This is a genomic window from Streptomyces barringtoniae (assembly GCF_020819595.1).
Lineage (GTDB): Bacteria > Actinomycetota > Actinomycetes > Streptomycetales > Streptomycetaceae > Streptomyces > Streptomyces barringtoniae.
This window is the reverse complement of sequence record NZ_JAJHNP010000017.1, coordinates 111689-128833: the sequence shown is the minus strand read 5'-3', so window position 1 is coordinate 128833 and position 17145 is coordinate 111689. Positions and strand designations below refer to the sequence as shown.

Annotated in this window: 15 protein-coding genes and 2 tRNA genes; 9 read left to right on the top strand and 8 right to left on the bottom strand. The window is 71.1% G+C overall.

The genetic code is table 11. From position 1 onward, the window contains the following. The first annotated feature begins 46 nt into the window (after positions 1-46). From LMU33_RS28145 to LMU33_RS28125, 5 genes are all read left to right on the top strand, one after another. A complete protein-coding gene (locus LMU33_RS28145) occupies positions 47-769 on the top strand; it encodes a M50 family metallopeptidase (RefSeq protein WP_228623416.1) in 723 nt (240 codons plus the stop codon). Between the two features lie 243 nt (positions 770-1012). Then, entirely contained in the window at positions 1013-2329 is a 1317-nt protein-coding gene (gene aroA, locus LMU33_RS28140; protein ID WP_228623415.1) for a 3-phosphoshikimate 1-carboxyvinyltransferase, read from the top strand. Positions 2330-2341: 12 nt separating this feature from the next. Beyond that, positions 2342-3352: a ribosome small subunit-dependent GTPase A gene (rsgA, locus tag LMU33_RS28135; RefSeq protein ID WP_228623414.1), complete on the top strand. Its 1011-nt coding sequence runs from the start codon at positions 2342-2344 to the stop codon at positions 3350-3352. Between the two features lie 87 nt (positions 3353-3439). Next, positions 3440-3763 carry a DMT family transporter gene (locus LMU33_RS28130; protein WP_228623413.1) on the top strand — a complete coding sequence of 108 codons (324 nt, stop codon included), beginning with the start codon at positions 3440-3442 and terminating at the stop codon, positions 3761-3763. 10 nt (positions 3764-3773) lie between these two features. Further along, entirely contained in the window at positions 3774-4373 is a 600-nt protein-coding gene (locus LMU33_RS28125) for a hypothetical protein (protein ID WP_228623412.1), read from the top strand. Between the two features lie 85 nt (positions 4374-4458). Here LMU33_RS28125 and LMU33_RS28120 read toward each other — a convergent pair whose 3' ends face one another. Continuing rightward, positions 4459-5067, bottom strand: a complete 609-nt coding sequence (locus LMU33_RS28120) for a TetR/AcrR family transcriptional regulator (RefSeq protein WP_228623411.1) — start codon at positions 5065-5067, stop codon at positions 4459-4461. Positions 5068-5349: 282 nt separating this feature from the next. Between LMU33_RS28120 and hisN the strand changes: the two genes are divergently transcribed. Both hisN and LMU33_RS28110 read left to right on the top strand, forming a co-directional pair. Further along, entirely contained in the window at positions 5350-6150 is an 801-nt protein-coding gene (gene hisN / locus LMU33_RS28115) for a histidinol-phosphatase (protein WP_228623410.1), read from the top strand. A gap of 149 nt (positions 6151-6299) precedes the next feature. Continuing rightward, a complete protein-coding gene (locus LMU33_RS28110; RefSeq protein WP_228623409.1) occupies positions 6300-6695 on the top strand; it encodes a CBS domain-containing protein in 396 nt (131 codons plus the stop codon). Between the two features lie 170 nt (positions 6696-6865). Here the strand turns inward: LMU33_RS28110 and LMU33_RS28105 are convergent, their stop codons facing one another. Next, on the bottom strand, positions 6866-8317 hold the full coding sequence (locus LMU33_RS28105; protein ID WP_228623408.1) for a catalase: 1452 nt from the start codon (positions 8315-8317) through the stop codon (positions 6866-6868). Positions 8318-8473: 156 nt separating this feature from the next. On the opposite strand from LMU33_RS28105, the gene LMU33_RS28100 reads away from it, so the two are divergent. Next, positions 8474-8890 (top strand): Fur family transcriptional regulator, encoded by a 417-nt coding sequence (locus tag LMU33_RS28100; RefSeq protein WP_228623407.1) that lies wholly within the window; start codon positions 8474-8476, stop codon positions 8888-8890. Between the two features lie 114 nt (positions 8891-9004). Here the strand turns inward: LMU33_RS28100 and LMU33_RS28095 are convergent. The 4 genes from LMU33_RS28095 to LMU33_RS28080 all read right to left on the bottom strand — a co-directional run bounded on the left by LMU33_RS28095 (position 9005) and on the right by LMU33_RS28080 (position 14279). Continuing rightward, positions 9005-9078 (bottom strand) — tRNA-Met (locus LMU33_RS28095). Between the two features lie 133 nt (positions 9079-9211). Further along, positions 9212-11020 carry a tetratricopeptide repeat protein gene (locus tag LMU33_RS28090; RefSeq protein ID WP_228623406.1) on the bottom strand — a complete coding sequence of 603 codons (1809 nt, stop codon included), beginning with the start codon at positions 11018-11020 and terminating at the stop codon, positions 9212-9214. A 204-nt stretch (positions 11021-11224) separates the two neighbouring features. Then, positions 11225-11298, bottom strand: a tRNA-Met gene (locus LMU33_RS28085). Positions 11299-11339: 41 nt separating this feature from the next. Next, positions 11340-14279 (bottom strand): UPF0182 family membrane protein, encoded by a 2940-nt coding sequence (locus tag LMU33_RS28080; protein WP_228623482.1) that lies wholly within the window; start codon positions 14277-14279, stop codon positions 11340-11342. A 164-nt stretch (positions 14280-14443) separates the two neighbouring features. Here LMU33_RS28080 and LMU33_RS28075 point away from each other — a divergent pair, with 164 nt between their 5' ends. Continuing rightward, positions 14444-14986 (top strand): PPA1309 family protein, encoded by a 543-nt coding sequence (locus tag LMU33_RS28075; protein WP_228623405.1) that lies wholly within the window; start codon positions 14444-14446, stop codon positions 14984-14986. 138 nt (positions 14987-15124) lie between these two features. Here LMU33_RS28075 and LMU33_RS28070 read toward each other — a convergent pair whose 3' ends face one another. Both LMU33_RS28070 and LMU33_RS28065 read right to left on the bottom strand, forming a co-directional pair. Beyond that, on the bottom strand, positions 15125-16222 hold the full coding sequence (locus LMU33_RS28070; RefSeq protein ID WP_228623404.1) for a YlbL family protein: 1098 nt from the start codon (positions 16220-16222) through the stop codon (positions 15125-15127). A 382-nt stretch (positions 16223-16604) separates the two neighbouring features. Beyond that, complete coding sequence (locus tag LMU33_RS28065; RefSeq protein WP_228623403.1) at positions 16605-17066, bottom strand: molybdenum cofactor biosynthesis protein MoaE; 462 nt, start codon at positions 17064-17066, stop codon at positions 16605-16607. Between the last annotated feature and the right edge of the window lie 79 nt (positions 17067-17145).

Below are 17145 nucleotides of genomic sequence, written 5' to 3'. Positions count from 1 at the left end.
GCCACACTGCCAGACTCCGTACGACGACAGGGAGCCCTCGCCGGACATGGACAGCCTCGCCGCCCTCGCGCTGCCCGACCTCTGGGACCGGCTCACCGGTACCCAGTCCGATCCCGACGTGTGGGTGGTGCTCGCCACCTCGGCGGCCGCGCTCGCCGTCGTCGTCCCGCACACCCTGTGGCGGATATCCCGCAACGCGATCACCATCGCGCACGAGGGCGGCCACGGTCTGATCGCGCTGCTCACCGGCCGGCAGCTCACCGGCATCCGGCTGCACTCCGACACCAGCGGCCTCACGCTCAGCCGGGGCAAGCCGTACGGGCTCGGCATGATCCTGACGGCGGCGGCCGGGTACACCGCCCCCTCGCTGCTGGGTCTCGGCGGCGCCGCCCTGCTGGCGGCCGGCCGCATCACGCTGCTGCTGTGGGCGGCGACGGCGCTGCTGGTGGCGATGCTGGTGATGATCCGCAACGCGTACGGCGTCCTGACCGTGGTGCTGGCGGGGGGTGCCTTCCTGCTGGTGTCGTGGCTGACCGGGCCCCAGGTGCAGGCGGCGTTCGCGTACGCGGTGGTGTGGTTCCTGCTGTTCGGCGGGGTACGGCCGCCGTTCGAGCTGCAGCTGAAGCGGTCACGGGGTGGCGCCGGGGACTCGGACGCGGACCAGCTGTCGCGGCTGACGCACGTACCGGCGGGGCTGTGGCTGTTCCTGTTCCACGCGGTGTCGCTGTCCTCGCTGATCGGCGGGGGCCGCTGGCTGCTTCAGGTGTGACGCCCGGGGAGCCGTACGAAAGGCCCTGGCGGGCCACGCTCGCCCCCGTGCCTTCCCTGAACCCCGCGTCGGGATCCGCGACTGGAGACTCCGTACCCGCGGTCGGCATTGAAGCAGGTCGCCACGGCCGCGACGACGGGGGAATCGCAGGAGAGACGCGGCGGATCGACCCCCGCGGACCGGTGGAGCCTGCGCCTCCCCGCGTGCAGGGGCCCGGCCGTCCCCAGCCACTAAAGTGGGGCCATGACCGTTAACCCCGCACACACCGCCCTCTGGCCCGCCCCGCACGCGAGCGGAGCCGTCGACGCGACGGTCCACGTGCCCGGGTCCAAGTCGGTCACCAACCGCGCCCTGGTGCTGGCGGCCCTCGCCTCCGAGCCCGGCTGGCTGCGCCGCCCGCTGCGCTCCCGCGACACCCTGCTGATGGCCGGTGCCCTGCGTGCGATGGGTGTGGAGATCGAGGAAGGGGTCGGCCCCGACGGCACCGGCGAGGCCTGGCGGGTACTGCCGACGGGCCTGCGCGGCCCGGCCACGGTCGACGTCGGCAACGCCGGCACGGTGATGCGCTTCCTGCCGCCGGTGGCCGCGCTGGCCGACGGCCCCATCCGGTTCGACGGCGACCCGCGGTCGTACGAGCGTCCCCTGCACGGGGTGATCGACGCGCTGCGGCAGCTCGGCGCCCGGATCGACGACGACGGCCGGGGCGCGCTGCCGCTGACCGTGCACGGTGGCGGGGCCCTGGACGGCGGCCCGGTGTCGATCGACGCGTCGTCCTCGTCGCAGTTCGTGTCGGCCCTGCTCCTGTCCGGACCGCGCTTCAACCAGGGCGTCGAGGTCCGCCACACCGGCGCGACCCTGCCCTCCATGCCGCACATCCGGATGACCGTCGACATGCTGCGCGCGGTCGGCGCCCAGGTCGACACCCCGGAGTCGGGCGGCGAGCCGAACGTGTGGCGCGTGACGCCGGGCGCGCTGCTCGGCCGGGACCTGACGATCGAGCCGGACCTGTCCAACGCCCAGCCGTTCCTGGCGGCGGCCCTGGTCACCGGCGGCAAGGTACTGATCCCGGACTGGCCGGAGCGCACCACGCAGCCGGGTGACCGGCTGCGGGAGATCTTCACCGAGATGGGCGGATCCTGCGAACTCACCGAGTTCGGGCTGGTGTTCACCGGTTCCGGCGCCATCCACGGCATCGACGTCGACCTGGGCGACGTCGGCGAGCTGACCCCGGGCGTCGCGGCCGTCGCCGCCCTCGCGGACTCCCCGTCGACCCTGCGGGGCGTGGCCCATCTGCGGCTGCACGAGACGGACCGGCTGGCCGCGCTCACCAAGGAGATCAACGAGCTCGGCGGTGACGTCACCGAGACCGCCGACGGCCTGCACATCCGCCCGCGCCCGCTGCACGGCGGCGTCTTCCACACCTACGAGGACCACCGCATGGCGACCGCCGGTGCGATCATCGGTCTCGCCGTCGAGGGCGTGCGGATCGAGAACGTGGCGACCACGGCGAAGACCCTGCCGGACTTCCCCGAGCTGTGGACCGGGATGCTCGGGCAGTAGGGGACGTACGCCATGCGCCGCTACGGCAAGCACACCGACGAGGACGACATCCGCAGCCGTCCCGGCCGCCGGGGCACCCGGCCGCGTACGAACATCCGGCCCAAGCACGAGGACGCCGCCGAGGGCCTGGTCCTCACGGTCGACCGCGGCCGGCTGACCTGCCTGGTCGACGACCGGACCGTGCTCGCGATGAAGGCCCGTGAACTGGGCCGCAAGGCGGCGGTGGTCGGGGACCGGGTGGCCCTGGTCGGCGACCTGACCGGCAAGAAGGACACGCTCGCGCGGATCGTCCGCATCGAGGAGCGCACGTCGGTGCTGCGGCGCACCGCCGACGACGACGACCCGTACGAGCGCGTGGTCGTCGCCAACGCCGACCAGCTGGCGATCGTCACGGCCCTGGCCGACCCGGAACCGCGCCCGCGTCTGATCGACCGCTGTCTGGTCGCGGCCTTCGACGGCGGCCTGGAGCCGCTGCTGGTGATGACCAAGTCGGACCTGGCTCCGCCGGACAAGCTGCTGGAGCTGTACGGCGCCCTCGACATCCCGTACCTCGTCACCAGCCGCGAGGAACTGGAGAACGGGGACGCGGCGGACCGGGTGCGGGAGTACCTGGACGGCAGGGTCACCGCGTTCGTGGGCCACTCGGGCGTCGGCAAGACGACGCTGGTGAACGCGCTGGTCCCCGAGAAGCGGCGGCGTGTGACGGGACGCGTCAACGCGGTGACGGGCCGCGGCCGCCACACCACCACATCGGCCCTGGCGCTCCCCCTGTCCGACGCGGAGGGCTGGGTCATCGACACCCCCGGGGTCCGCTCCTTCGGCCTGGCGCACATCGACCCGTCCCGGGTGATCCACGCCTTCCCGGACCTCGAACCCGGCACGGAGGGCTGTCCGCGCGCGTGCAGCCACGACGAGCCGGACTGCGCGCTGGACGCCTGGGTCGCGGACGGCCACGCGGACCCGGCGCGCCTGTACTCGCTGCGCCGTCTGCTGGCCACGCGGGAGCGCACGGAAGGCGACTGAGCGGCCTTGCGTTGTTTGCCGGGGCCCGGGTTCGGTAAGTGCATAATCGCACCGAGCCGGAGATCCGGATCAACGGGAGGACCGCACATGGCGTGGCTGCTGGTCATCGTGGCCGGGATGCTGGAGACCGGTTTCGCCGTGTGCCTGAAGCTCTCGCACGGGTTCACCCGGCTCTGGCCGACCATCGCCTTCGCCTCGTTCGCCCTCGGCAGCTTCGGTCTCCTCACCCTGTCCCTGAAGAAGCTCGACGTGGGCCCGGCCTACGCGGTGTGGACCGGCATCGGCGCGGCCGGCACCGCGATCTACGGCATGGTCTTCCTCGGCGACCTGGTGTCCACCCTGAAGATTGTCTCGATCAGCCTGGTGATCGTCGGGGTGATCGGACTGCAGCTGTCGGGGTCGGCGCACTAGGGTCCCGGGCATGGACTCCGAGCAGGACACCGGCCCCGTCCGGCACCGCGACCAGGGAGAGTGGCTGGCCCGGTTCGCCGACCGCATCCTGGTGGTCTGCCCCCGCTGCGGCGGCCGGGCGGACGTCGCCCCGCGCCCTGGTCTGCCCGCCCTCGAGTACTACTCCGAGCTGTTGTTCAGGCCTCGTCGACTCACGTGTGCAGCGTGTGGCGCGCACGCCGAGTGGACGGCGGCCGTGCAGGGCGGCGGGCTGGTCGCGGCGCAGCTCGGCGGGACCGAGGACCCGTTCTTCCGGCGGCCCCTGTGGCTGCAGACCCGTTGTGCGAGCCGGGTCCTGTGGGCCTACAACGTGGCGCACGTCGACGCGCTGGCCGCCTATGCCGGTGCCGTGTTGCGCGAGGGCGGCACCGGTGCCACGAGGGCGATGTTCCCGCGGCTGCCCCGGTGGATGAAGGAGTCCGGCCGCCGCACCGAGGTGCTGGCCGGCCTGGAGCGGCTGCGCGCGCTGTCGGAGCGTTCGGCTCCCGGGGACCGGTCCGACGCGGCCCACGAGCACGGCGACGGAGCCCGGCCGTACCGGGCCCGGTACTTCCGGGGCGGCCCGTACTGAGCTCGGTGAGAGCCTCGATCACTGGTGGCTGGGAACACTGAGGCCCTGCGGATCACTGAAATCTGCGGTCACTGAGACCTGCGGATCACACCGGCTGGCGGGGGAAGACCGCGCGGATCAGCTCGGCCGTGCCGCTCTCCCCCGGCGGTGCCGCGACGCAGGACAGGGCGAGGCGTACGGCCAGTTCACAGGGGCGGGCCAGTTCGGCGGTGTCGGTGGGGCCGGCCGCGGGGCCGGTCAGCGCGATGACCGCACGGTCCCGCACGATGCGTACGAAGTCGCGGGGCGTGGGCAGCGGGCCGTCGGCGCGGCGCTGCGCGGGCACCGGGGAGGAGGACGGTACGGCGGCGAGCGGTGGGGCGGGCAGCCGTTCGCCCCAGCAGCCGGTGAGCATGGCCCGTACCAGCTCGTTGTCCCGCGCGGCGGAGCTGGTCCATTCGGCGACGGCGGTGAGCCGTTCCGTCGCCTCGCCCGGTCCGGCGAGGGCCCGCTCCACTCCGGCGAGGTAGCCGTCGGCCTCCCGCCGCACGAGCGCGCGGGCCAGCCCGTCCTTGCTGCCGAACTCGTTGTACAGGGTCTGCCGGGACACCCCGGCCGCCGCGGCCACGTCGACCATCCGCACCGCGGACCACGGCCGGCGCGCGAGGGCCGTATAGGCGGCGTCCAACAGGGACTCCCGGGCAGCAGGCATCATCGCCTCCCTGGGGGCGGAGCGGCTCTGCGCCCAGATTTGACGCGCTTGTATGCACTGTCAAGGGTTCGCGGAGGCTCGGGGCGCGGTTCGGCCAGGGGGCCGGTTGCCGTACGGGGAGCTGCGGGCAGCCGTATCCGCACGGCCTGCGGGCAGTCGTGCCGCCGGGGCGGCGCACGAACCAGCCCGGCCGCAGCACCGCGCGCACGGCCACCCGCAGCACAGTGCACCGACACCGCCCGCCGCTGCTAGCCCCCACCGACCCCGGCAGATACGGTTCCATATATGCCGGACTACCTAGACGACCTGCGCCTCGCCCACGTCCTAGCGGACGCCGCCGACGCCGCCACCATGGACCGCTTCAAGGCCCTCGACCTGAAGGTCGAGACGAAGCCGGACATGACCCCCGTGAGCGAAGCGGACAAGGCGGCGGAAGAACTGATCCGCGGCCAGCTCCAGCGCGCCCGCCCGAGGGACTCGGTCCTCGGCGAGGAGTACGGCAGCGAGGGCTCCGGCCCCCGCCGCTGGGTGATCGACCCCATCGACGGCACCAAGAACTACGTACGCGGCGTCCCCGTCTGGGCGACGCTGATCTCCCTGATGGAAGCGGCTGAGGGCGGCTACCAGCCCGTCGTCGGCCTCGTCTCCGCCCCCGCCATCGGCCGGCGCTGGTGGGCCGCGAAGGGCCACGGCGCCTTCACCGGCCGCAGCCTGACCTCCGCGAGCCGTATCCATGTCTCCGGCGTCGGCAAGCTCGAGGACGCGTCGTTCGCCTACTCCTCCCTCTCCGGCTGGGAGGAGCAGGGCCGCCTCGACGGCTTCCTCGACCTCACCCGCCAGGTGTGGCGCACGCGCGCGTACGGCGACTTCTGGCCGTACATGATGGTCGCCGAGGGATGCGTGGACATCTGCGCGGAGCCGGAGCTGTCGCTCTGGGACATGGCCGCCAACGCCATCATCGTCACCGAGGCCGGCGGCACCTTCACGGGCCTCGACGGCCGTTCGGGCCCGCACAGCGGCAACGCGGCGGCGTCCAACGGCCTGCTGCACGACGAGCTGCTGGGATATCTCAACCCGCGCCGCTGAACAGGGAGGGCACTCCCGATACGCCCTCAACTGACTTCGCGCGCCCCCTTGTTGACCCGCGCTTTACCTGTCAGTCTGAGGCTACCCCCACTTGTGAATTTGTGAATCCAGGAACTAGCGCACTGGATTCCTAGGAGGTGGCCCCATCCATGCTCGTCCGTGACGCCATGAGCACGGTGATCCTCACCGTCGGCCCCGCCCACACCCTCCGCCAGGCAGCCGCCCTGATGTCCGCCCGCCGCGTCGGCGCCGCCGTCGTCCTCGACCCGGACGCCGGCGGCATCGGCATCGTCACCGAACGCGACATCCTCAACTCCGTCGGGCTCGGCCAGAACCCCGACACGGAACGCACCCACGCCCACACCACCACCGACGTCGTCTTCGCCGCCCCGACCTGGACCCTGGAGCAGGCCGCACGCGCCATGGCCCACGGCGGCTTCCGGCATCTGGTCGTCCTCGACCGCGGCGAGGTGGCCGGCATCGTCTCGGTCCGCGACATCATCCGCTGCTGGGCCCCGGCCCCCGAGCCCGCACCGGCGTTCTGAGCGACCGGAAAGGGACGGAGAGGGACAGAGCGACAGAGAGCCACAAGCGGAACGGGCCGGACCCCGAGCACCATGGGGTCCGGCCCGCCCGGCAGCACGGTCGTGCTGCCGACTCGATACGGCCGACTCGGTACGACTGACTCGGTACGGCCGGCTCCACTACGACCGGCTCAGCCGCGCAGCGCCTGCACCGCCGCCTCCAGCCGCTTGCCGAAGCCGGCGTCGGCATTGCGGAAGTTGCCGATGGCCCGCTCGGCGATGTCCTCGCGCGAGACCTGCGAGATGGCACCCGCCAGGTTCGCGACCAGGCGCTCCCGCTCCTCCTCCGACATCAGCCGGTAGAGGTTGCCCGCCTGCACGAAGTCGTCGTCCTCGGCGTGCACCGGCGTCGGGTGGTTGCCGGTGGGGCCGTCGACGGGGACCGGCTGCCACAGCGGACGGCCGGTCTGCTGCGGCCCGCCGAAGCTGTTCGGCTCGTAGTTCTTCGCCCCGCCGTGCCGGCCGTCGTAGAGGTGGCCGTCCCGGGAGTTGGTGCGCGCCTCGGTGGCGTGCGGACGGTTCACCGGCAGGTGGTCGGCGTTGATGCCGACGCGGTAGCGGTGCGCGTCGCCGTACGCGAAGAGGCGGCCCTGGAGCATCCTGTCGGGCGAGGGGCCGATGCCCGGCACGAAGTGGGCGGGGCTGAAGACCGACTGCTCGACCTCGGCGAAGACGTTCCGCGGGTTGCGGTTCAGCTCCAGCCTGCCGATCTCGATGACCGGGTGGTCCGCGTGCGGCCACACCTTGGTCAGGTCGAACGGGTTGAAGCGGTACGTCGCCGCGTCGGCCGCCGGCATGATCTGCACACCCACGGTCCAGCTCGGGAACTCCCCGCGCTCGATCGCCTCGCGCAGATCGCGCTGGTGCGAGTCGGGGTCCCGGCCCGCGAGCACCTCGGCCTCTTCCGCGGTGAGGTTCCTGATCCCCTGGTCGGTCTTGAAGTGGTACTTGACCCAGAAGACCTCGCCCGCAGCGTTGTTCCACTGGAAGGTGTGCGAGCCGAAGCCGTCCATGTGGCGGTACGACGCCGGGATGCCGCGGTCGCCGAACAGCCAGGTCACCTGGTGCGTCGACTCCGGCGACAGCGACCAGAAGTCCCACACGTTGTCGGCTTCCGTGGAGCCGGTGTACGGGTCGCGCTTCTGGGTGTGGATGAAGTCCGGGAACTTGATCGCGTCCCGGATGAAGAACACCGGGGTGTTGTTGCCGACGAGGTCGTAGTTGCCCTCCTCGGTGTAGAACTTCAGCGCGAAGCCGCGCGGGTCACGGACGGCGTCCGCCGCGCCGAGGTTGCCGGCCACCGTCGAGAAGCGCAGGAAGACCTCGGTCTCCTTGCCGACCTCGGAGAGGAAGGCGGCACGCGTGTACGGCGTGACGTCGGCGGTGACGGTGAAGGTGCCGTAGGCGCCCGCACCCCGCGCGTGCACGACCCGCTCCGGAATGCGCTCCCGGTTGAAGTGGGCGAGCTTCTCCAGCAGGAGCTGGTCCTGGACGAGGACCGGTCCGCCGACGCCCGCCGTCTCGCTGTTCTGGTTGTCCGCGATCGGGGCACCGGCCTCCGTGGTGAGCGGTCCCTGCGTCACGCGCGCCTCCTGCGTCATTACCGACTACTCCTGTCCCAGTCCTGTCCTGCGGCCAAAGCCAGTCCAGATCCTACATTGGACTAAATCCAAATCAAGCGCTGATCCAAACTCACACCTATTCCCGTCCTGGTCCCCCTTGCTGTTAGGCTGGTGGCTATGAGCGACCTTCTGGAACGGCTGCGGGGACGCGGATGGCGGATGACCGCGCAGCGACGCGTCGTGGCCGAGGTCCTCGACGGCGAGCACGTCCATCTGACGGCCGACGAGGTCCACGCACGGGCTGTCGCGAAGCTGCCCGAGATCTCCCGGGCGACCGTCTACAACACGCTGGGCGAGCTGGTCTCGCTCGGCGAGGTGCTGGAAGTCGCGACGGACAAACGCGCCAAGCGCTACGACCCGAACGCACACCGGCCGCATCAGCACCTGGTCTGCGCCCGGTGCGGCGCGATCCGTGACGTGCACCCCACGGGCAACCCGCTCGCCGACCTCCCCGACACCGAGCGCTTCGGCTTCACGGTGTCGGACGTCGAGGTGACCTACCGGGGGCTGTGCCCGGACTGCGCGCGGGCGTAACCCACCGCTTCCCTGGAGCCCCGGCGACCCGCCGGGGCTCTTTTCGTATCGCACACGCGCGCACAAACACCGAGGGCCGGAACCCATCTCTGGATTCCGGCCCTCGGCCTTCAGTAGCGGGGACAGGATTTGAACCTGCGACCTCTGGGTTATGAGCCCAGCGAGCTACCGAGCTGCTCCACCCCGCGTCGGTGAACACGACATTACGTGAGGGAGGTCGACGGAAGCAAATCGGTTACCGGAGACGTGGCCGGGGTCACTTCACAGCCGACCCGGACAGGTGGGCGGGTGGGAAATCGTCCGCCGGAGCCCAGCGCAGCGTCACGCCGAGAGTTCCTCCCGCAGTGCGTCCCGCAGCCGCCCCGCCCGCTCCGAAACCTCCGCCGGCCCCAGCTCCACGGCCCGGTCGGCCCACTTCTGCCCCTCCGCCAGCTCGCCCCGACGCGCGTAGACCAGGGCCAGCCGCAGCGCCGCCCGGCCGTGCCCGGCGTCGGCCGCCCGCGTCCACCACACCGCGGCCTCCGGCTCGCTCCCCTCGCGCGCCAGCAGCAGCCCGAGGTTGAAGGCGCCGTTGCGCGACCCGGCCTCCGCCGCCGCCCGGTACCAGCGCGCCGCCTCGACCACGTCGCCCCGGGCCGCCGCGAGCATCCCGACCCGCACCTGCGCGCGCCGGTGCCCCTGGGTCGCCGCCCGCTCGTACCACTCCTCGCACTCGGTCTTCTCGTGCACGGTCTCGCCCAGCTCGTGCGCCGGCTCCGGCGGCCGCCGCGCGTCGAGCAGCGCCGCCAGCCGGTACGCCGCCTCCGCGCTGCCCCCGCCCGCCGCGCACCGCAGATGCCGCTCGGCCTCCTGCTCCTCGCCCTCGCGCAGCCGGGCGATCCCGACCTGGAGCGCGGCCTCGGTGTGCCCGGCGGCGGCCGCCCGCTCGTACCAGCGCAGCGCCGTGGTCTCCTCGCCGCGTCCGGCGTAGAGGATGCCGAGGTTGAACGCGGCGTCCACGCTGCCGGCCTCGGCGGCCTTGGAGAACCACGGCTCGGCGCCGGTGGTGTCACTGCCCTGGAGCAGCAGGATGGCGAGCGCGTTGGCGGCCTCCCGGTGTCCGGCGTAGGCGGCCCGCCGGTACCACTGCTCGGCCTGCGCGGTCCGTCCCTGCTCGGCGCAGAGCAGCCCGAGGTTGTAGGCGCCGTTGTCGTCACCGGCGTCCAGCGCCGCCCGGTACCAGCGCTCGGCGGTCTGGGTCTCGCCGCGCTCGGCGTGCAGCGCGCCGAGCGCGTTGGCCGCGTTGCCGTCGCCCTCCTGGGCGGCGCGCAGCCACCACACGGCCGCGCTCTCGGTGTCCCCGGCGTCGCGCAGCAGGAAGCCGAGCGCGCAGGCGGCCCGGGACTCGCCGTCCTTGGCGGAGGTCAGGTACCAGCGCCCGGCCTCCTTCAGTTCCCCGCGCTTCTCCAGGATCGCCCCGAGGTGCAGCGCGGCACGCCGGTGGCCGCGCGCGGCGGCCTGCCGGTACCACTGTTCCGCCTCCGCGACAGCGTTGTCGGCCCCGGCCTCGTCCTCGCGCCCGGCGGTGTCGAGCGCGCGGGCCAGCCGGTAGGCGGCCTCACGGTGTCCGCGCTCGGCCGCGGCCCGCATCCAGTGCTCGGCGCCGACGTCCCCGCGGTGCTCCAGGAGGTCGGCGAGCGCGTAGGCGCCCAGGACGTGGCCCTGCTCGGCGGACTGGCGCAGCCAGTACTCGGCCGCCGGCTCGTCACCGCGCTCACGGTGGTAGCGGCCGAGCGCGTGCGCTGCGGCGGCGGATCCGGCGACGGCGGCGATGCGCCACCAGCCGGCGGCCTCCTCGGGGTAGCCGCGCTGGTGCAGCAGGACGCCCAGGTTGTTGGCGGCGGCCCGGTCGCCGGCCGCGGTGGCGGCCCGCAGATGGGGTTCGGCTCCGTCGAGGTCGCCGCGGCGCAGCAGCATGGCTCCGAGGACGCTCGCCGCCTCGGCGTCGCCGCTCTGCGCGGCGAGTCCGAGGCGTACCTCCTCGGCGGCTTCCCCCATGTCGGTCAGCTCGTCACGGGGCGGTCCCTCATCGGAAGGCTGCACAAATCGCCCTGACTCGAACAGAGTTGCCTTCTCCCCCATAACGTCCATCGTCGCACCACCTGCACCCCGGGTACACCCGGTATACCGCAGCCCGTGAGGTCACTTCAGCGTTTTGTCGACATGCCCACAGGACGACAAGTCAAACACACCCCCCTCAACTCCCCACGGCGGCGCGGCCGTCCCTCCCCTCAGCACATGAGTTCGCACACCACGAAGGCCCGGATCCCTTGGGATCCGGGCCTTCGACTGGAGTAGCGGGGACAGGATTTGAACCTGCGACCTCTGGGTTATGAGCCCAGCGAGCTACCGAGCTGCTCCACCCCGCGCCGTTGCATGTCAACCGTACCACGGCGCGGAGTGGCCTTGATCAAGTGCCCTTTCCGCCGGTGCCCTTGTCCGCGTTCTTGCCGCCGCCGGACTGGCCGGCCTTGGCCTCCGCCTGCTGCGCCCGCTGCAGCGCGTCCTTCAGGTCCTTCTGGGCCTTGGCGTACGCGGACCAGTCCGGCCCGTTCGGCGCCTGCAGGGCCTTCTGCCCTGCGTCGTACGCCTTCTGGGCCTCGTCCAGGGCCTGTTGGACGGTCGGGTTGGAGGACGTGGGCGGACTGGTGGTGCCGGTGTTCGGCGGGGTGGTCGACCCCTGCACGCCGAAGACCTTGTTCAGCGCCTCGTCCAGGGTGTTCTCGAAGGCCGTCCTGCCGTTGTAGGTGACCAGCACCTTGCCCAGCAAGGGGTACTTGAGCTTACCGCCGAGGACGTAGACCGGCTCCGCGTACAGCAGTCCGCCGTCGAGCGGCACGGTCAGCAGATTGCCGTACTCGACCTTGGAATGCCCGCGGGTGAGCAGGCTGATCGTCTCCGCGATGTCCGGCCGGGAGTTGAACTGGCTCTGCACCTGTTTGGGACCGTCGGCCGTCGTGCTGGTCGGCAGTTTCAGGATTCTGATCTTGCCGTAGTCACTGGTGCCCGGGTCGGAGTCGACCGCCATGAACGCGCTGAGGTTGTCACGTCCGTTCGGTGTGAACGTCGTCGTCAGCGAGAACGACCGCTTGCTCTGGTCCGGCATCTTCATGCTCAGGTAGTACGGAGGCACCGCGCTGCCCGAGTCGTTGGTCGGGTCATCGGGGACCTGCCACACCTCGCTGCCGCTGAGGAACGTCTGCGCGTCCGTCACGTGGTACCGCGAGAGCAGCTCGCGCTGCACCTTGAACAGGTCCTGCGGGTAGCGCAGATGCCCCATCAGGTCCTGGGAGATGGCCTTGCGCGGCTGCACCGTGCCGGGGAAGGCCTTCATCCAGGTCTTCAGCACCGGGTCCTGGGTGTCCCACTGGTAGAGCCTGACCTCGCCGGTGTACGCGTCGACGGTCGCCTTCACCGAGTTGCGGATGTAGTTGACCTGGTTCTGCTGGGCCACCACCGCGCGGTTGTTGTTGGCGGCGGTCAGCGAGTCGGCCGTCGTGTCCCCGAGGGTCGTACGGGAGGAGTAGGGGTAGCCGTTCGACGTCGTGTACGCGTCGACGATCCACTGGATACGGCCGTCCACGACCGCCGGATAGGCGTCCCCGTCGATGGTCAGCCAGGGCGCGACCGCCTCGACGCGGTCCTTGGGCGTGCGGTTGTACAGGATCCGCGAGCCCTTGCCGATCGCGCCGGAGTAGAGGATCTGCGGCTCGTTGAACGCCACCGCATACGCGGCCCGGTTGATCGGGTTGTCGAGGTTGACGCCGCTCTTGCCGGTGTAGCTGGTGGTCTTCTCGTCGCCGTTGTCCGCCGAGTAGTCGACCTCCTTCTGCGGTCCGCCGACGATGGAGTACGTGTTGGTCTTCTCGCCGTAGTAGACCCGCTGTTGGTACGTGCCGAGGTCGCCCTTGGACGGCAGGTTGGACTCGGTGAAGACCGGCTGGCCCTGGTCATCGGCCTCGGTGCCCTTGGCGGCGACCACGCCGTAGCCGTGCGTGTAGCGGAAGTGGTCGTTGATCCAGTTGTTCTTCGGGACTCCGTCCAGGTTCAGCTCGCGCAGCCCGATGACCGTGTCCTGCTCCTTGGCGGCGGTGCCGTCCTTCGCGGGGTACCGGTCGACGTCCAGGTTGGTCGGGAAGGCGTAGTAGTTCTTCATCTGCTGCGCCTGCTGGAACGTCGGCGAGACGATGTTCGGGTCCATGATCCGGATGCTCGCCGCGTCGTCCGCGTCGGCCCGCAGCCTGGTCGCGTCCGAGGCCGTGTCCGAGGCCGTGGACTTGCCGGCGTACTCGGTGACCTTGGTGTCGTCGATGCCGTACGCCTCGCGGGTCGCCTTGAGGTTCTTCTGGACGTACGGCGCTTCCTTGGCCTGCTCGTTGGGCTCGACCTGGAACTTCTGCACGATCGCCGGGTACAGGCCGCCGATGAGGATCGCGGAGAGGACCATCAGGCCGAAGCCGATGACGGGGAGCTGCCAGGTGCGCCGCCACAGCGTGGCGAAGAACAGCAGCGCGCAGATGGCGGCGATGCAGAACAGGATCGTCTTCGCCGGCAGATAGGCGTTGGCGTCGACGTAGCGCAGGCCGGTCCAGTTGCCGGTCGCCTTGAAGTCGCTGGACTTGACGGCCAGGCCGTACCGGTCGAGCCAGTAGGCGACCGCCTTCAGGGCGACGAAGATGCCGAGCAGCACCGACAGATGCCCGGTCGCGGCGGCGGTGGCCCGCGCGCCGGGGCTGGTGACGCGCAGCCCGCCGTACAGGTAGTGCGTGAGCGCGGCGGCGATCAGGCACAGGATGGCGGTGGCGAAGCCGAAGCCGAGCAGGAAGCGGTACCAGGGCAGGTCGAAGGCGTAGAAGGAGACGTCGAGGTGGAACTGGGGGTCCTTCTGGTGGAAGGGCACGCCGTTGACCCACATCAGCCAGGTTTGCCACTGGCCGGCCGCGGAGGCGCCGGCGATCAGTCCGACGAGCGCGGTGACGGCGAGCAGCAGCCACCTCTTGTACGGCGCGATGCCCATCCGGTAGCGGTCGAGGCTCTGCTGCTCCATGGACATGGCGCTCAGCGGGGGCCGCAGGCGGTGCGCCAGCCAGATGTTGACCCCCACCGCGACCGCCATCAGCAGACCGAAGACGGAGAAAAGGCCGATCTTGGTCCAGAGCACGGTCGTGAACACGGACGAGTAGTGCACCGACCGGTACCAGAGCCAGTCCGTCCAGAAGCCCGCGAACATGGTGAACGCCATGCCGAGGACGGCCAGCACGCCCAGCGTCATCAGCAGGGTCCGGACACCCCGGGACGGTCGTCCCGCTCTGATCCGTGGCCCCGTCGGGCCTCCGCCGCGGTCCGGCATCTGGAAAGCCAAGGTGCGCACCTCGAAGTTCGCTGTCGATCCGTCAGGCCCTCGTGTTCGCGGACCCGCCGTGGCCCCCCGTGATCGCGGACCCACACCTATGCAACTTACTCACGCTTTGGTCGGTTCCCGATTCGGGTGGTGAACGAGGCAGGATTGTGACCATGTCCAACACTCCCATGGCAGCGAGCCCGCTCACCCGGGCCGTACTCGAGATCGACGAGTACGTCTCCGGCCTCGGCTGGGACCAGCCCGCTCGCCTCTTCGCCCTTGTCGACACCGCACGGCTGCGGGCCCAGGAACCCGCGCTCGCGGCCCAGCTGGGCCTTGAGGACGAGTCCGCCTCCGCCGGTCTCACCCCGATCGAGCAGGACGAGATCCCGTCCGGCAAGCCGCTGGACGAGTTCCTCGGCACCATCGCCTGGCCCGACGCGGTGGTCGGCTGCGCGCTCTCGGTGGAGCGCCTGATGCTGCCGCCGGCCGCCGAGGCGCAGGTCCCGCAGAACCTGAGCGAGGCCAAGCTGGCCAAGTGGGTCGCCGACCACCCCGAGCGCCAGGAGGTGCGCATGACGGTCGCGGTGCTGCGCGACGGCGGCCGCGAGTCGGCGCTGCGGCTGCGCGAGAAGGACTCCCCGACGGAGGTCCTGACCGGCCCCGACCTGGTGCCCGGCCTGGCAGAGGCCCTGGCGGCGACTTTCGAGGACTGATCCCGGCCGGTTCGGTACGGCGATGGGGGCGCCCCCTCCCGCGGGGCGTCCCAGCCGTGTCAGGAGTCCGGCGGCGTCAGGAGTCCGGCGGCGTCAGGAGTCCGGCGGCGTCAGGAGTCCGGCCGTGTCATGGCCGGCTCAGCCCTTGGTGGTGCACTTGGGCAGCGCGGCGGTGTTCCCGCTGCGGATGTCCTTCAGCGCGTCGAGCGCGTCGCCGATGTTCTTCACCTTGACCAGGGTGAGCCCGCTCGGGGTGTCCTCGGCGGCAGCCGCGCAGTTGTCGGCGGGCGTCAGGAAGTACTGGGCGCCCGCGTCACGTGCGCCGACCGTCTTCATCTCGATGCCGCCGATCGGTCCGACGGTGCCGTTGTCGTCGATGGTTCCGGTGCCTGCGACGAACTTGCCGCCGGTCAGCTTCCCCGGGGTCAGCTTGTCGTAGATGCCGAGGGCGAACATCAGACCGGCGCTGGGGCCGCCGACGTCGGCGAGCTTGATGTCGATGCTGAACGGGAAGGTGTGGTCGGTCCCGGCCGAGATCCCGACGATGGCCCGCTTGGCGCCGGTGTCGTCGGACGTGGTCGTGGTGATGGTGACGTCCTGCGTCTTCGTCGCCGTCCTGTGCGCCTTCTCGGCGGCGGCCTGCTCCTTGGCGGGGACGACGGTGAAGACGACGTTCTGCCCGGGCCTGTGCTCGGTGACGAGCTTGGCGACGTCGGAGGGCTGCTTGACGGCGGTGCCGTCGACGGCCTTGATCACGTCACCGGCGTGCAGCCTGCCCTCGGCGGGCGAGTCCTTGACGACGGTGGAGACGATCACCCAGGACTTCACCGGGATGCCGAGCTGCTTCAGGGCGGCGACCTTGGCGCTCTCCTGGGACTGGCTGAACTCCTCGGCGTTCTGCTGCGAGGACTGCTGCTCGGTCGTCCCGTTCGGGTAGAGCGTGTCGTGCGGGACGATCTTGCTGTCGGGGTCCAGCCAGCCGTAGACGGCCTGCACCAGGTTCATGCGGAAGTCCGCGCTGGTCACCCGGACGGTCGTCATGTTCAGGTTGCCGCTGGTCCTGTACGTGTCGTGCCCGGTGATCTGCAGCACCGGCTCGCCGTCGTGGTCCCCGAGCGTGTTCACGGTCGGGCCGGGAGACATCTCCGAGTACGGCACGGGGATGAGTACTCCCGCGCACAGGAGCGCGATCAGCATCAGGGTGGAGGCGAGCATCGTCGCGGTGCGGCGTGGCATGCCACGACAGTACGGGACGCCTCTGTCAGCGCACCGTCAGGGCACCCCCGTCACGCGCCGCCGGCACCCGTGTGGGATCTCTCCATGGCCTCGCGGAACCGGGCATACCCATCCAGCTCCGGGCCGTCACCGCGCACCTTACGAGTCCGATTGGCCCAACTGCCCCACAGTCCGCCGCCGACCGCGGCCACAAGCGGAATCAGCAGCCAGACAAGCGCCCCCATGCCGACCTCCCAACGCCGTGAGCGTCCGCAACTGACTGATCAGCAGATTAACCATCCGCACTGACAACGCTCACGCGAGGGTGCCGGTTACGCAACACGGGGGGTCGCGAGTGCTCCGGGTGACGTACGCGGGGGCCGTGTGCCCCCGGTTGCGTGCCTCAGCAGGCCCCGACCCATTCCTCCGTGCCGTCGGAGAACCTCTGGTGCTTCCAGATGGGCACCTCGTGCTTGAGGTCGTCGATCAGCTTGCGGCAGGCGTCGAAGGCCTCGGCCCGGTGCGGACAGGCGACGCCGACGACCACGGCGAGGTCCCCGACCTGCAGGTCCCCCACCCGGTGCACGGCGGCCAGCGCCCGCACCGGGTACTCGGCCACCACCTTCTCGGCGATCCGCCGCATCTCGGCCTCGGCGCTGGGGTGGCAGGAGTACCCGAGCGCGTCCACGTCCGCACCCCCGTCGTGGTTGCGCACGGTCCCCACGAACAGGGCGATGCCCCCGGCGGCGTCGTCCCCGACGGCCTGGAACACCTCGTCCACGGAGAGCGCGGTCTCCCGGACACCGATCAACTTGATGGGATCCTGCGCCGCCTGCTCACCGGGGTGCTCGTTCGCGTGTGCCATACCCCCATCGTGCCGCACGCCTGTGACACGCGGGAATACGAGATTCAGCAGGCACGCGCGCGGGGCTTTTTGGATGCTC